The following is a 14,754-nucleotide window of genomic DNA, read 5'->3' as shown; positions in this document are numbered from 1 at the left end:
CTCAATGCCCCATCATGTGCAGCATCTGGCCCATGGCCCTGATGCGCAGGATGCCGTTCTGGATCTGGACGTTCGGGGAGCCGAGCTCCAGCACGCCGTCCTCAAGGCCGGCCTCGATGAAGGTGGCCCGCATGGCATTGTTGCTGGAGGTGGAGGCATCCACCTGCGAGGGATGAAAGTCGCTCGTGGACAGCAGGCAGGCCACCTTGCGGGTCTGCCAGTCGATCGCGAGCATGGTGCCCCGGGCCACCGCGAACTCCTGGAACAGGTCGCCATATCGCGGGACGGCCTGCACCGTCTGCCAGGCGACCTTGAACAGCAGCGCCCGCGTCAATCCCTCCGCCCCGCCCTTGCGCCAGGTGGTGCGGGTGACGTCCAGCCGCGGGCGCACCTCGAAGGGCAGGCCCGCGGGGATCAGGAGCTTGTCGCGCCACTCCTCGGCGAAGCGGTAGGCCGCCCAGTCGCTGCGCACGAGCAGATCGAGGTCGAGATCCTGCGGCAGCGTGAAGCCGGGATCGACGGGTTCGAGCGATGCCGGATCCGCCACCATCCCGCGGCGCGCGAATTCGGCCTTGATGAAATCGCGCGGCTCGCTGTCATCGGGGTTGGAATGGGTGTCCGCGGCCACCATGGCCCGGCCATAATCGGCGAAGCAGATCTCGCCCGGCGGCAAATAGTCGAGGGCACGGAAGGCGATGCGCTTGAACTTCTCGCTCGCCTTGAACAAGGCGAACCCCGAGACGGAGAAGCGAAAGTCCGCCTCTTCTGCCGCGTCCGGCGCCGGCAAGCCCTTCTCGGCGCGGGACGCCTGTTCCACGGCGCGCTTTTTCTCGAAGTCCTCCTGCTGGATCTCCTCGTATTCGCAGACGAGAAGAGCGTAGAGCGCGCCGGTGAGCACGGTGCTGAGCGTGTGGGGCTCGTTGCGCGCGCGGTCACTTGGTACCGGCATAACCATCTTGTTGAAGAGGTCGCGCAGCGGCCGGCCTGCGCCGTAGAGCGCCGCGCCGAACTGCTGGGCGATGCTGTTGAAGGCCTCGGCCTTGCGGATGTCGCCGCGGGTCTCGGCCATCACCTTTTTCTTGAGGCGGTCGGTGTCCACCGCGAGCATGACCGCGCCGAGATCGGCGATGGCCTCGTGCATGGCGAGGGACTGGGGCGAGGTGGCGTTGTAGAGGTCGGGGGCGATGCCATCGAGGATGGCGTGGGTTGTCTCGTGGGCGACGATGTCCGGCGACAGGCAGGTGTAGACGGTCTTGCCGGCGGCGGCTGGATCGTCGATGAAGAAGAATTGCAGGCTGCGGGAATCCCGGTGGTAGAAGGCGTTGGGCATCTTGCCCGCGCGCGGCACCACGAGAAGCTGCTCGCCGTCGAAGGCCCATCTGAGCTTGCGGCCGAGCACATCCGGCGCCTCGAAGATGTCCATCATCTTCAGCACCGCGGTGAAGACGCTGACCTGCTTGAAACCGGCCGAATCCACGTCGCGCTCGTCGGCGATCTGGTAATAGCCGAACGCCCGGTCCTTCGGCGGCACGAACTTCGCGCCCGCCGCGCCCGCGCCGGTCACCGGATCGAAATCGATCACCGCCACACGGCGCGACACCGGCCCATCGAGCAGCGGTTCCTCGGGGGTGAATTTCCATCCCTGCATCAGGGTGCGCGCGTCCGGCGGGGCATGACCGGGGTCGGAATCGAGGTATTTCAGCATCACGATGGTGTTGTCGCCCGGCTGTGGCATGGTTCATCCTCCCGGTGTCCGCCGCCCGCTTCGGGCGACCTTGTGGATGACCCCGCCCACCTCGAGATCGTCGCGGAGCAGCTTGTCGGTGCGGCCGTAACGGCCGAGGGCTTCGATGATGGTGGGCGGCCAGACCTCCTCCTTGTCCGGCGTCGTCAGGATGCTCCCCATGTCCCCCGGCGCCAGCACGACGTCTTTCATGTGCGGTCCCCCGAATGAAGACCCGGCGCCCCGGTCATTGCGTCGGTTCGAACGGCGCGCCGCAGTTGCACGTGAACGGAGCATGATTGCTCCCCGGCCAGCTCAGCCGGATGTGGCCGAGCCCGCTCCCGCCGGGGCTGCTGGGTGCGCCGTAGCTGCTCCTGCGGTCCTCGGTGCGGCGCTCGTCGACGCTCGCCGTGGGATAGCCGATCACCCAGCCGGCGGTTGTGAGGGCGGTGAGCGCGGGGGAGACGGTCCCGCCGCTGGCAACGATGGTGCGCGACAGCGGATGGCGGTAGCTGTTGTTGTAGCCATAGGAGAAGGCGGCTCGACTCCCTCCCGGGATTGAGGGCGACGGTGGGCTACCCGCGGCGCGGCCACCATGGTGCGCAACGGCAAGGGCCGTCACGCCCATCCCATTGGTCAGGCTGTTGATATCCAGGTATCCGGCATCGCCGGGAAGCAGCATCGGACCGGCGGACGCCGATCCGTCCACCCAGACGGCGATGCCGGTGCGGTTCTGGTCGCCGGCCGGACCGTCGCAGCGTTCGAGGCGCAGGTTGCCTGACGAAAGGATCGTGCCGGGTGCCGCATTCCAGAGCAGGAGCTTGCTTTGGGTCGCGATGCCCGCGGCCATGGCAAACTGAGGGCCCGTCGAGAGCTGCTGCAGCGGCGCGATCCAGGTTAGCGCCTGCGCGGCCGAAACGCGGTTCGCGGCATCGAAATGGTCATAGTGCCAATGGGTAAGAATGACCGGCGGGCTGTGGCACAGGCACAGGCCGGTGAGCGCGGGAGGCCAGGTGCCCGTATCGTTCTGCACGCCGCCGCCGAGATCCACATAAGCGACGACGTTACCTTGGTTCGAAAGAAGCGCGTTGGCCGAACCCTGCCCCACGTCCAGCACGAACACCTGGTCGATGGCCAAAGAACCCAGAGCTGTGCTGATAACGCCGTCTTCGACTGCAAATTCGGTCAGATCAGAGGCCTCATCGAGGATCACGGCCATCTCTTCCGACGCACGCCTGATGCTGATATCGACGCGCGCCGGCTCACCGGTGATGGTGTTGTAGGCGGCGGCCGGGCCTCCCGGATCCGGGGCGATCGCGATGTCCAGCCAGCCCGGCATCGGCTCCGGCCCGTACTTTTCGAGCCATGCCAAGGCGGCATCGCCGGAGATGGCCGGATTGACCTCTATGGCGTAGATCTGCGCGGCTTTGACTTGCTCGCGCCATGGGGCGCGGTCGGCGCGCTCAACATCGGCATACAGGTGGTGGAAAGAGGTGGCATCGACGGCGTCGAACAGGGCGAAGTCACCCTCTTCCCCCTCGATCCAGCGGGCATAGACGCGCCGCGGCGGCTCGAACGGCCCGGTCGGTTCACCAAAGAAGGGATGGATGCCGCCATCTCGCGGATGCTCGACCATATTCGCCTCGCAAAGCTGAACTGATCAACGCACTTACCCGCCGCTACCCGTATGGACCGGACCGGCGCAACGCGGCGTCCCACTTGGGTGCCGCGAGCTGTTGGGCCTTCGATCGAGCCCGGATTCTTGCGGGCCCGGATTCTTGAGTGGGATGAACTCAGCCCCCTCTTTCACTCAACTTATACCATCGGCCTCGGTCTTCGACCGATGCCAAGTGGGTACGCTCAAGCGCCGCGCGGGCTTGACCAATGGCCCATGAGTCAAGCTCACGGGCCATTGATATTAGCTATCCCTCGAGATCTGGCGTCCCCCAAATGGGTGACCTGGTGTCGAAATGAGCGTGTTTCCGGGCGATACATTGAAGATAATCGCTCCCGATTGCACCGCGGACCCATCGCGTTACCTGGATCATGTTGGTTGCTCCTCGTGAGCGCTCCGCCCCTCCGGTCCCGAGCAACGCTACTCCGGAGGGGAGGAGCCGACCGGCGCCGGCACCTTTCCGGGGCGATGCAGCAGAGTCAGCGACAGGAACGCGCCGACCCAGGACCCCACCGCCGCGAAGACCACGTACATCCAGTTCTCCGTGTAGCTGATCACGGCGAAGGACGAGAGCATGTACCAGACGCTCGACCAGTTGGCGGCAGAAAGCCGCTTGCGCGCCACCACGGCCGATGTGAAGGCCACGTAGCAGGCATCTGTCGCCGCCGTGGCGATGAAGACGCCGAGCGCGATGAGCGGGTCGAGGGCGGAAATGGCCGTGAGAATGTGCTGCATGGGCGGCCCAGGAAGAGGGAGGATGGTCGGATAAGCGCGCCCTCCATCATGGCGCAGGCGGACGCTCAGGCAATGGGCGGCTCGGCCAACGTTTGTCCCTATGGCTGGTACTGCTGGACCAGAGGTCGATCACTGCGACACGCCATGACCCACGGGGAGGTTCCCCTCATCGAGCCGGATCAGTGGGCGCACGGGCCGGCATTCGGGCGTGGTGATGCGGGCCATCCGATCGCCGAATCCGCCCGGCCGAGGAAAGCGGTGAACGCGGCGACGAACGATCGTTGCTATGCCGGCAGGACGACCACCTTTGTTTTGACCGGCGTTCGTGAGTACAGGTCTATCATGTCCTGGCTGAGGAGGCCGACACAGCCGCTCGTGACGCCACTGCCGATCGACTCGGGATCGCTGGTGGCGTAGATCGTATAGAGCGTGTAGGTGCCGTTCTGATAGAGATGAAGCGTGCGGGCACCGAGGGGATTGTCGAGGCCGCCCGGCATGCCGCGGGCGTATTTGGCCGCCTCGGGCTGGCGCTGGATCATCTCTTTGGGCGGTGTCCAGGTCGCCCATTCGCTCTTGCGCCCGACATAAGCGTCACCGCTCCACAGGAACCCGGCGCGGCCGACATTGGCCCCATAGCGGGTGGCGGAGCCATCATCCTCGACGCGGTAGACGTAGTAATTGCCGGGATCGACGATAATCGTACCGGGCGCTTCCTTGGTGTCGTAACTCACTGTCCGGCGGAAATATTTCGGATTGACCTTTTTGACATCGACCGCCGGGATCGGGAATTTCTCGGTGGGCACCGGCCCGTAGACCTTCTCCGCCTCGGCAAGGCTCATGCCATCGGATGACGCGCAACCGGCCAGCCCCAGCGCACCGAGACCGATGGCAGAGCCGAACAGAAACGACCGGCGGCTGAGCGATCCCGCCCGAAGCCCAGGGAAGGCGACCTCGTCGATTTCGCCGGCCGCGGCATTCTCACCGTCCATGATCATGATCTGGCAGTTCCCATGTCTTGTTGTCCGACGAAATATTACTCCGGCACCCGCTGGGCGTCTTGCTGAGCGGGTGTATGCCGGCTCACGCGTCGACTGGCAAGCTCGCGCTTCGCAACGCGGGGCTTGCCGCGCGCCAAAGCCGGTGAGCATCCGCGCGGTCCCGCAGTCTCAAGGTCGCTCTGGCATCGACAAAAACATGCAGATCATGGCATCAGTCAGGCCCGTGGCGCCCCGGCTCATCCGCCCGGCCGCCCGGGGGGCGCGAGCGGCAGGCGCGCCAGCCGGCCCATGTGGCCCACATCACGGTGCGTGAGGACGGCCTGGACACCAAGCAGGGCTGGCGAACCATCGAGCCCGGCATGGCGGTGACGGCGGAGATCAAGACCGGGCAACGGCGGATCATCGCGTTCCTGCTGTTGCCGCAGATCAGGTACTGGCATGATGCCGGGAGGGAGAGGTGATGAGACAGAACTCATCTAACAAAAGTATATATTAAAAAATACTTAATTTCTATGGAATGAAACATGATACAAAATGGAAATAAAAGATATAAAATATTGTGGATTAAAATAGCATGCGCAATAAATACGTTATTTCTTTTTATATCTATATTTTATTCAATAATGTCGTACAACATAAACTACAAAGAATTTTTAGAAGTGAAATTGCCAAATGGAAATAAATCTGTATCTATAGAACAATATCTATTTTTGCCACCTATTATGCTTTTTATTATGACAATTTATATGTATTACATATATTTTTCATGGGATAAATTTGTGTCGCGGTTTGATCGCAGTTATGACAGGGCGTCGCAAAAAGATCCAGAATTTCAGAACGTCAATAGAGGTGTGATTATGGCGTTAATAATTATCGGATTGAACGCGGCAGGTTTATTTATAATGTTTATATCTATATTTCAAACTAATAATTTCATTTCGATGTTGAATTAATGTTACGCACGAATAATCGAAATGGCACGATGTGCCTATATCTACTGGACGTAGCGCAGTCGGACATTTTGGAAGTCAACTATAGTTCTTCGCGCCGTTCCTGCTTGAGAGCGGCGCGCAGGGCGGTCGCCCGCCCTGCGATCATCGCAGGGTGCTCGACGCGGTCTTATGGGCCACGCGTACCGGCTCGCCCTGGCGCGCGTTTTTCTCGGCATCGACGGGGTTGCGTATTGTACGCACATGCTCTGTATGACGTGCGGCGGGTCGTATGCGAACCCGAATGCACTGCCTTGGAGAGTGACATGGCCGACCTTGTTATCATTGCCTATGAGTCTGAGGCCAAAGCGGAGGCCGCGCGTCAGGAGCTGCTGAAGCTCCAGAAGGAATATCTGATCGAGCTGGGCGACGCCGTGATCGCCGTTCGGCAGGACGACGGCTCCATCAAGCTGCACCAGCTGGTGAATACGACTCTCGCAGGCGCGGCGTCCGGCGGTCTTTGGGGCGGCCTCGTCGGGCTGATCTTCCTGAACCCGCTGCTGGGCATGGCCATCGGCGCCGGTGCCGGCGCCCTCGCCGGAAAATTCACCGACGTGGGCATCAATGACGACTTCATCAAGCAGGCCAGCTCGGCACTCGGCCCCAACCAGGCCGCGCTTTGCGTTCTCGTCGGCAAGGTGACTGCGGACAAGGTGGTCGCCGACATGGCCAAGTTCGGTGGCACCGTGCTCCAGACCAGCCTCTCCACCGAGCAGGAAGAGAAGCTCCAGGCCGCCCTCAAGGGCGCATAGCGCCTGCACTCTCCTTAAGTTCAAGGGCGGCTCACCGGGCAGGTCGCGCATTTGCCCGGATCGCGCTCCGGGCGTTGGCCAAGGGCAAGATGCCGTAGGCCGTGTGACCCCTCGCGGAATGCGGACGAGGCGCGCCTTGCGATGTGGCCCTACATCGCCGAGGACCGACGCGGCATTTCGATCACAAAGGTGGCGCCGGACCCCGGCGTCACCGACATCACCCCACCGAACTGGCCGAGCACGGAGCGGATCAGCCGCATGCCGAGACCTTGGCCGCCATCGATGCCGAAGCCGGCGGGCAGGGCACTCACCCAGATGGGAAGCTCCGGACCGGTACGGCCCACCGCCTCCTCCTCGGTGTAGCCGAGCACCGAGACGAAGGCATCGTTCACGTCAAGCAACCGGAGGCCGTCAAGCGTGGAGAGGAGGGTCGGGACGGGTGTCAGGCGGAAGGAGCGGGCGAACGCTCCTCGCTCTGGCGCAGGGCGTCTTCCGCCTTCTTGCGCGGCCCCATATCCATGAAGGTGAAGAGCATGCAGTTTTCTTTGCCGAGCTCGATGGGCTGACCGGCAACCATGACGGACTGGGCGCTGCCGTCCGGAAGGCGCAGCGTTGCTTCCGTCTGTGGGATGGTTCGTCCTTCGCGCAGGCTGGCGATGGCCGCTTCCTTATTTGCCGCGCCTTCCAGCACGTCGACCTCATAGGTGGAGCGGCCGATGATGTCCTCGCGGACATAGCCGGTCATTTCCAGGAAGCCCTGGTTCACCTTGACATAGCGCAGGTCCGACAGGCGGCAGATGATGGCGGGGGCAGGGTTTGCATTGAAAGTCCGCTCGAAGCGCTCCTCCGCCGTGAACCGCTCGGTCATATGGCGCGCGACCCGATCGGATCGCCCTCTAACCCTAAGATACAGAACGCGTTATCCGATCGGATTGCGATGCAATCTGATCGGCGCGTGCTCTGGGCCTATCGCCACACCGGTGGTTGGTGCATAATTGCTGCACTGCAGCAACCAAGCCGTCGCCAGCGCGTTGGTGAGTTGGCTGTCTAATCCCCGGGCACCACCATAAGGATGGCTCCCATGCGTACAATGTCTGACACTATCGCTCGTCTCGCCGCATTGCGCAGGCAGCACGGCGCTCACCTTCCCGGTGAGCATGCGCCCGATCGGCTCTCCACCCTCACCGGATTCGGATCAAATCCGGGCGGGTTGACGTCGCGCTTCTACCTTCCCCCCAATCTCCCGCAGGGTGCGCCGCTGGTCGTCGTGCTGCATGGCTGCAGCCAGACTGCGGCGGCATATGACCATCGGTCCGGCTGGTCGCAACTGGCCGACGAGGCAGGTTTTGCGCTGCTCTACCCGGAGCAGCACGGCGGCAACAATCCCAACCTGTGCTTCAACTGGTTCGTGCCCCACGATACGCGGCGCGATGCAGGCGAGGTGCTTTCCGTGCGCCAGATGATCGAGACGATGGTCGAAACCCACGGGCTCGACCGGAGCCGGATCTTCATCACCGGCCTGTCCGCAGGGGGCGCAATGGCCGCGGCCATGCTCGCGACCTATCCCGAAGTCTTTGCCGGCGGCGGCATCATCGCGGGGCTCCCCTTTGGCCTTGCGACGACGGTGCCGGAGGCGTTCGATCTCATGCGCGGCGCCGGTTCGGTGTCCGACGAGGCGCTCGGGTCGCTGGTGCGCGAGGCATCCGCTCATCCCGGACCCTGGCCGAAAATCGCCATCTGGCACGGATCGGCCGATATGACCGTCGTCCCTTCCAACGCCGAAACGATCGCCGCGCAGTGGCGGAGCGCGCAGGATCTGGATGAACTCCCGACGCAGTCGGATCAGTCCGGCGGGCACTCACGGCGCATCTGGGCCAACACCCAGGGAGAAGCCGTGATCGAGCTGAATACCATCGCGGCCATGGGCCACGGCACGCCGCTGAGCGCGGATCTGGGCGTGGCAGGGCCCTACATGCTCGACGTGGGAATCTCGTCCACGCGGGAGATCGCCCGGTTCTGGGGCATAGCGAGCGCGCAGGAGCCAGCGGTCGCGGGCTCGGTGCCGTTGCCCGTACAGGAGCAGCCGACCGCCGTGTCGGTGCCGGCCGTCCGCACCTTCGGCACCGATCGTCCGCTGGATGAGGCGCATCCCCTCGACCCGCGCACGACGCAGTCCATGCCAGATGTCTTTGGGGTCCAGAAGACCATCGAGACTGCCCTTCGCGCGGCCGGATTGATGCGGTAGGGCATCCTCCCGCGTGTGACCGTTCACTTGGTGCGCAGAGGCACGCCCTTGGTGGTGAAGCGCTGCGTCCCGCCGGTGCCGCGCACGGGGCGCCGCGTGCCGGCGGCCTTGCCTGTGCCGGGCGGCTGGTGAGCCGGCACGAGTTGGTCGGGGCGCCCGCCGATCAGATCGGCGCGGCCCATCTGCTTCAGCGCCTCGCGCAGCAGCGGCCAGTTTTCGGGATCGTGGTAGCGCAGGAACGCCTTGTGTAGCCGGCGCTGCCGAAGGCCCTTGGCAGTCACCACCGTGTCGCTCCCCCCGTGCCGCACGCCGCGGAGCGGATTGATACCGGTATGGTACATGGCCGTGGCCGTGGCCATGGGAGACGGCAGGAATGTCTGCACCTGATCGGCGCGATAGCGGTTCTTCTTGAGCCAGAGCGCGAGGTTCATCATATCCTCGTCGGTCGTGCCCGGATGCGCCGCGATGAAATACGGAATGAGGTAATATTTCTTGCCGGCCTGCTTCACCGCGGCGTCGAACATCTCCTTGAAGCGGTCATAGGTGCCGATGCCCGGCTTCATCATCTTTTCGAGCGGGCCGCGCTCGGTGTGTTCAGGCGCGATCTTCAGATAGCCGCCGACGTGATGGCTCACCAGCTCCTTGATATATTCGGGGCTCTTCACCGCTAGGTCATAGCGCACGCCGGAGGCGACCATCACCTTCTTGACGCCCTCCACCTCGCGCACCTTGCGATAGAGCCGGATCAGCTCGTCGTGCGAGGTGTTCAGGTTCGGGCAGATGTCGGGAAAGACGCAGGACGGCAGCCGGCACGCCGCCTCGATCTTGGGATCCTTGCAGGCCATCCGGTACATGTTGGCGGTTGGCCCGCCGATGTCCGAGATTACGCCCGTGAACCCCGGTGTCCGGTCCCGGATCTGCTCGATCTCGCGCAGGATCGAGCCCTCCGAGCGGTTCTGGATGATGCGGCCCTCGTGCTCGGTGATGGAGCAGAAGGTGCAGCCGCCGAAGCAGCCGCGCATGATGGTCACCGAGAACTTGATCATGTCCCAGGCCGGGATCTTCGCATCGCCGTAGGAGGGATGCGGCGCGCGGGCGTAGGGCAGGTCGTAGACCGCGTCCATCTCGGCGCTGGTCAGCGGGATCGGCGGCGGGTTCAGCCACAGGTCGCGGTCGCCGTGACGCTGGACCAGCGGTCGCGCATTGCCGGGATTGGCCTCCCGGTGCAGCACGCGCGAGGCGCGGGCATAGGCTTCCTTGTCCTCTTCCACCTGCTCATAGGCCGGCAGCCGGATGACCACATCGCCGGGTCGACGGGCCGCCCCCTCATCGGCGGAGTCGAGATCATCGGCGTGGAGCTCGGTGAAGGTCTCGGGCACCCTGCGGAACAGCGCGACGCCGCGGACATCGTTGATATCCCGCGGCGCCTCACCGGCGGCGAGGCGGTTCGCCACCTCCACGATGGCGCGCTCGGCGTTGCCGTAGACGAGCAGATCCGCCTTGGCGTCCGCCAGGATCGAGCGGCGCACCTTCTCGGACCAATAGTCGAAATGTGCGATGCGGCGCAGGGATGCCTCGATACCGCCGAGCACGATCGGCACATCCTTGAATGCCTCGCGGCAGCGTTGCGTGTAGACGATGGTGCAGCGATCCGGCCGCCGGCCGCCCTCACCGCCGGGGGTATAGGCGTCGTCGTGGCGCAGCCGGCGGTCCGCCGTGTAGCGGTTGACCATGGAATCCATGTTGCCGCCGGTGACACCGAAGAACAGGGCCGGCTTGCCCAGCGCCTTGAACGGCTCCGCCGACTGCCAGTCGGGCTGCGCGATGATGCCGACCCGGAAGCCCTGGGCTTCAAGCAGCCTGCCGATGATGGCCATGCCGAAGCTTGGATGATCCACATAGGCGTCGCCGGTCACCAGCACGATGTCGCAGGCGTCCCAGCCGAGCGCCGTCATCTCGGCGCGGCTCATGGGCAGGAACGGCGCTGCCGTGCCGTCCTGGGGCCGGTGGCAGGGCAGGGAACTCAAGGGCTTTGCGGCGTCGGCTCGGGTGTCCATGGCGTCCACGCATAAGGCTCCACTGCAGCGAATTCAACTCACGGCAGGTCGTCGCGTTCAAGTTGCCCTCCTTGGTATGGACCTTCACCGCTAATCCGCGCACGTCGCGGGCAAGGTCGAACGAGCCGTTGGAGCCCGCAGCGGTGGAGCCAGGCTCAAGGACCAGCCAGGCTCAGGGACCAGCCAAGCTCAGGGACCAGCCAAGCTCAGGGACCAGCCAAGCTCAAGGATCATTGGTATCTCCGGAGCAGCTGGAGGTATTCACCGGTGCAATCTGGCATGTCCGCTGGTCTCGCGAGTTTCGCAAAATGCGTGCGCGGGTAAATGCTACCGCCATGCGCAAATATATATCTACTTTCTCTCCGTGTGAGCAAATCTGCACAGAAATCGTAAGGAAGAGGCCTAGCGTTGTCTAAATAGGACGCTTCCAGGCCCGAAAGCTGTCGTCGCATCGGACGCTTTCGCGATCTGCACTCTATCGTCCAGCGTGTATTGCGAATGCGATCAGACGACGTGAAACGAGCGTTATTCGCGACAACATCACGGAGGTTTCCAAAATGAAGGGCACATTTTACCGAGTGTCGGGTCTCGATCCCCACGACAGCGCAAATATCGTATTTGTCTGGTGTCGTGTTCATGATCAGGAGAACCGTATTCTCGTGGGATCGGGACATGTGGTCACCGCCGCCAGTGGTGCGCCCCCCGGAATCCGGGTTGGGCAGTTTTGCGTCGTATTTATGCTTCCGCCTGACTGTTCCGCTTCCAGTATCGTTGTAACACACGATAAGGATGGCAAAAGCATTCTGCCGGATATCAGCATAATGCAATGTTCGCCCGGCGTGGGCTATCGGCCTGCAGCGATCTCTGCTTCCGCCGCTCCTGCGGCGTGAGTTTCCCACATCGGCCATCGGCGGATACCATCAACGTTAGCTCAATGTTGGCGTGTGACGTCTGGCAAATAATGATGGAACACAAAAGGAGTCAACGCCATGAGCGAGCTAGTTCAAGTGCAGGGTCGTGACGTTTCCGGAACGACTATGTTCATATACTACAACAATGCCGGAACATTTACGCTTTTGGGAAGCGCATCCAATACGACTGCCGCGAACGATGCTCAGGATGGCCCCAATGTCGGGCTGGCGTCCTACTCCGCTCTCATCTACCTGCCGGATGGCTTTGATCCGGCAAATGTGGTCGTGTACAATCAGGCCGGAACGGTTCAGACCCTAGGGGTCGATCCTTCCCTCAACGGTATTTATACTGTCACTGAAGTCACGCCAGTCGGCGCCACGGGCGCCACGGGTGAAACAGGTGCGACCGGCGCCACGGGCGTCACGGGTGCCACCGGTGAAACGGGAGCGACCGGCGCAACAGGCGTCACTGGTGCCACCGGTGAAACAGGTGCGACCGGCGCCACGGGCGCGACCGGCGCCACCGGTATCGGAGAAACGGGTGCGACCGGCGCAACGGGTGCCACGGGCGCTACTGGTGAAACAGGTGCGACCGGAGCAACCGGCGTCACGGGTGCCACCGGTGAAACGGGCGCGACCGGCGCCACCGGTATTGGAGAAACGGGAGCGACCGGCGCCACGGGTGCCACGGGTGCCACGGGTGCCACCGGTGAAACAGGTGCGACCGGCGCCACGGGCGCGACCGGCGCCACGGGTATCGGAGAAACGGGTGCCACTGGCGCTACTGGTGAAACCGGTGCGACCGGAGCAACCGGCGTCACGGGTGCCACCGGTGAAACGGGTGCGACCGGCGCCACCGGTATCGGAGAAACGGGTTACGATCAACGACGCCACCATCGTCTACCAGCGCCCGCAATTGGTGCGCAGCGCGCTGCCATGGCGCTATGAAGGGGTGCTGCACGAATACCTCACCTGCGAGGGGGCTGCCCCGCACGGGCGGCTGTCGGCCATCACGATGCGGCGCAACAATGACGGCGCGCGCCGCAAGGATCCGAAAACATATCGGCGTGATGTGGCGGTTCTGGAAGCCGCGCTACAGATTGAGACAAATCCATTCATGCTCGCACGCTACCGATTCTACCTGGCGCAAAGTTACCGTGATTGCGCGGATCGGGAGAAGGCATTGGAGAACTACCTGCTCCGGGCTGAACTTGGGTTCTGGCAGGAGGAGGTCTTCATCAGCCTTTATGCGGCTGCGCAGCTGAAGGAGCAGCTTGGACGCCCGGAGCGGGAGGTCATCGACGCCTACCTTCGCGCCAGCGATGCGCTGCCCACGCGCGCCGAAGCCCTGCACAATGCCAGCCGGTTCTGCCGCCATAAGGGGCGCCACCAGGAGGGCTATGACATCGCCCGGCGGGGATTGACGATCCCTTTGCCGACAGGAGGTTTGTTCGTCGAATCATGGATTTACGAAAACGGGCTGTTGGACGAATTTTCCGTCAATGCGTATCATTGCGGGCGTAAGCGGGACAGCCTCGATGCAAGCCTGAAGATTCTCGCCACAGCGAAGCTTTCGGCCGCAGACATGGCGCGGGTGGTGGAAAATGCCCGGCTCGCAAGCGAGGGATTGCCGAAGGATCCCGATTGGGGCGGCCGCGGCACCGAAAGCCTTGCCGAGCAGCACGCCCTGCGGCCGCCGCGGCCGCTCCGGTCCCGCCTGGAAGGGGTGCCGCGCGTGCTCGTCGCCATCCTTGCGGACCAGAAGGAGGCGCTTCTGCCCCTGTATCTGGAGCGCATCGAGGCGCTGGACTATCCGAAATCGGCCATTGTGCTTCATATCCATACCTGCGGCAGCACGGATGGAAGCGAGCGTCTCCTGCGCGAATGGGTCGAACGGAACGGCGAACTCTATGCCGGAGTGGAGTTTGAATGCGACGATGTGGAGGCGCGCATCAGTCCGCTCGGGGCCCATGAGCAGCGCATGGAACGGGCGCGGATTCTCGGGCAGATCCGCAACGCCAGCCTGGGCCGCGCCATGGAAAAGGCTTGCGATTTCAGCTTCATCGCCGACATCGGCCACTTTGTCCGGCCCTGCACGCTGCGGGAACTGGTGGCGCTCGATCTGCCGATTGTCGCTCCCTTCCTGCGCTCGGTGGAGCCGGCCGATCCCTATTCAAACTATCATTCGCAGATTGATGCGAACGGATACTACCAGGCTTGCGATCTCTATTCTCTGGTCCTCGGCCGTCAGGTGCGCGGGATTCTGGAACAGCCGGTTGTCAACGGCTGCTATCTTGTCCGCACCGATGTGCTGGAGGGCCTCTCCTGCGAGGATGGGACCGCGCGCCATCCGTACGTGGTATTCTCCGAAAGCGCACGCAGGCTTTGCATCCCGCAATATCTGGATAATCGGCAGGTCTACGGCTATATCGTGCGCGGCGAGGCGGGTAATCCCCCCATTGCGGGCGAAATTAAGCAGGTCAGATATCTGCTGGAGAGCGTGACACCCTGGCCACAGGGGGCTGAAAGCCTGCCGCATGGGGCGTCGGGATTGGAAAACGCGGCTGAGGTTCATCCCGGAGCGGCGATTCGCCCTATCTGAAAACTTGAGTATAGCTGCCGTTTATAATGCTATTTTCCATGTTCATTTTTATGATATAATCATTCTT

At 63.2% G+C, this 14,754-nt stretch carries 15 protein-coding genes and 1 pseudogene; 7 read left to right on the top strand and 9 right to left on the bottom strand.

Features of this window, described 5'->3' with window-relative positions:
- Position 1: 1 nt before the first annotated feature.
- The 5 genes from V5F48_RS11260 to V5F48_RS11240 form a co-directional block, all read right to left on the bottom strand.
- Entirely contained in the window at positions 2-1,735 is a 1,734-nt protein-coding gene (locus V5F48_RS11260) for a gluzincin family metallopeptidase (protein WP_394258784.1), read from the bottom strand.
- 3 nt (positions 1,736-1,738) lie between these two features.
- Positions 1,739-1,936: a hypothetical protein gene (locus V5F48_RS11255; RefSeq protein ID WP_394258783.1), complete on the bottom strand. Its 198-nt coding sequence runs from the start codon at positions 1,934-1,936 to the stop codon at positions 1,739-1,741.
- Between the two features lie 34 nt (positions 1,937-1,970).
- Positions 1,971-3,359, bottom strand: coding sequence for a ComEC/Rec2 family competence protein (locus V5F48_RS11250; RefSeq protein WP_394258782.1), 1,389 nt, complete (start codon positions 3,357-3,359; stop codon positions 1,971-1,973).
- 459 nt (positions 3,360-3,818) lie between these two features.
- Positions 3,819-4,112, bottom strand: coding sequence for a hypothetical protein (locus tag V5F48_RS11245; protein ID WP_394258819.1), 294 nt, complete (start codon positions 4,110-4,112; stop codon positions 3,819-3,821).
- 305 nt (positions 4,113-4,417) lie between these two features.
- On the bottom strand, positions 4,418-5,128 hold the full coding sequence (locus V5F48_RS11240; RefSeq protein WP_394258781.1) for a L,D-transpeptidase: 711 nt from the start codon (positions 5,126-5,128) through the stop codon (positions 4,418-4,420).
- Positions 5,129-5,421: 293 nt separating this feature from the next.
- Here V5F48_RS11240 and V5F48_RS11235 point away from each other — a divergent pair, with 293 nt between their 5' ends.
- From V5F48_RS11235 to V5F48_RS11225, 3 genes are all read left to right on the top strand, one after another.
- Positions 5,422-5,592, top strand: a complete 171-nt coding sequence (locus V5F48_RS11235; RefSeq protein ID WP_394258780.1) for a hypothetical protein — start codon at positions 5,422-5,424, stop codon at positions 5,590-5,592.
- A 592-nt stretch (positions 5,593-6,184) separates the two neighbouring features.
- On the top strand, positions 6,185-6,337 hold the full coding sequence (locus V5F48_RS11230) for a transposase (RefSeq protein WP_394258818.1): 153 nt from the start codon (positions 6,185-6,187) through the stop codon (positions 6,335-6,337).
- A gap of 49 nt (positions 6,338-6,386) precedes the next feature.
- Positions 6,387-6,872: a DUF1269 domain-containing protein gene (locus V5F48_RS11225; protein WP_394258779.1), complete on the top strand. Its 486-nt coding sequence runs from the start codon at positions 6,387-6,389 to the stop codon at positions 6,870-6,872.
- A gap of 149 nt (positions 6,873-7,021) precedes the next feature.
- On the opposite strand, the gene V5F48_RS11220 is transcribed toward V5F48_RS11225, so the two are convergent.
- Positions 7,022-7,264 (bottom strand): hypothetical protein, encoded by a 243-nt coding sequence (locus V5F48_RS11220; protein WP_394258778.1) that lies wholly within the window; start codon positions 7,262-7,264, stop codon positions 7,022-7,024.
- A 50-nt stretch (positions 7,265-7,314) separates the two neighbouring features.
- Complete coding sequence (locus V5F48_RS11215; protein WP_394258777.1) at positions 7,315-7,740, bottom strand: PAS domain-containing protein; 426 nt, start codon at positions 7,738-7,740, stop codon at positions 7,315-7,317.
- Between the two features lie 213 nt (positions 7,741-7,953).
- On the opposite strand from V5F48_RS11215, the gene V5F48_RS11210 reads away from it, so the two are divergent.
- Complete coding sequence (locus tag V5F48_RS11210; protein ID WP_394258776.1) at positions 7,954-9,117, top strand: extracellular catalytic domain type 1 short-chain-length polyhydroxyalkanoate depolymerase; 1,164 nt, start codon at positions 7,954-7,956, stop codon at positions 9,115-9,117.
- A 23-nt stretch (positions 9,118-9,140) separates the two neighbouring features.
- On the opposite strand, the gene V5F48_RS11205 is transcribed toward V5F48_RS11210, so the two are convergent.
- Positions 9,141-11,174 carry a YgiQ family radical SAM protein gene (locus tag V5F48_RS11205; protein WP_394258775.1) on the bottom strand — a complete coding sequence of 678 codons (2,034 nt, stop codon included), beginning with the start codon at positions 11,172-11,174 and terminating at the stop codon, positions 9,141-9,143.
- A 61-nt stretch (positions 11,175-11,235) separates the two neighbouring features.
- A pseudogene (locus V5F48_RS11200) lies at positions 11,236-11,322 on the bottom strand (catalase); the annotation flags it as partial.
- A gap of 409 nt (positions 11,323-11,731) precedes the next feature.
- On the opposite strand from V5F48_RS11200, the gene V5F48_RS11195 reads away from it, so the two are divergent.
- The 3 genes from V5F48_RS11195 (at position 11,732) to V5F48_RS11185 (ending at position 14,687) form a co-directional block, all read left to right on the top strand.
- Positions 11,732-12,064: a hypothetical protein gene (locus V5F48_RS11195; RefSeq protein ID WP_394258774.1), complete on the top strand. Its 333-nt coding sequence runs from the start codon at positions 11,732-11,734 to the stop codon at positions 12,062-12,064.
- 99 nt (positions 12,065-12,163) lie between these two features.
- Positions 12,164-13,033 carry a hypothetical protein gene (locus V5F48_RS11190; protein WP_394258773.1) on the top strand — a complete coding sequence of 290 codons (870 nt, stop codon included), beginning with the start codon at positions 12,164-12,166 and terminating at the stop codon, positions 13,031-13,033.
- Positions 12,918-14,687 (top strand): glycosyltransferase family protein, encoded by a 1,770-nt coding sequence (locus tag V5F48_RS11185; protein ID WP_394258772.1) that lies wholly within the window; start codon positions 12,918-12,920, stop codon positions 14,685-14,687. Before V5F48_RS11190 ends, V5F48_RS11185 begins: the two co-directional genes overlap by 116 nt.
- Positions 14,688-14,754 lie beyond the last annotated feature (67 nt).

It is taken from the genome of Xanthobacter autotrophicus ATCC 700552 (assembly GCF_043194565.1).
Classification (GTDB): domain Bacteria; phylum Pseudomonadota; class Alphaproteobacteria; order Rhizobiales; family Xanthobacteraceae; genus Xanthobacter; species Xanthobacter autotrophicus_F.
Note: the sequence above shows the minus strand (reverse complement) of the source record. Positions and strands in the feature narration are given on the sequence as shown.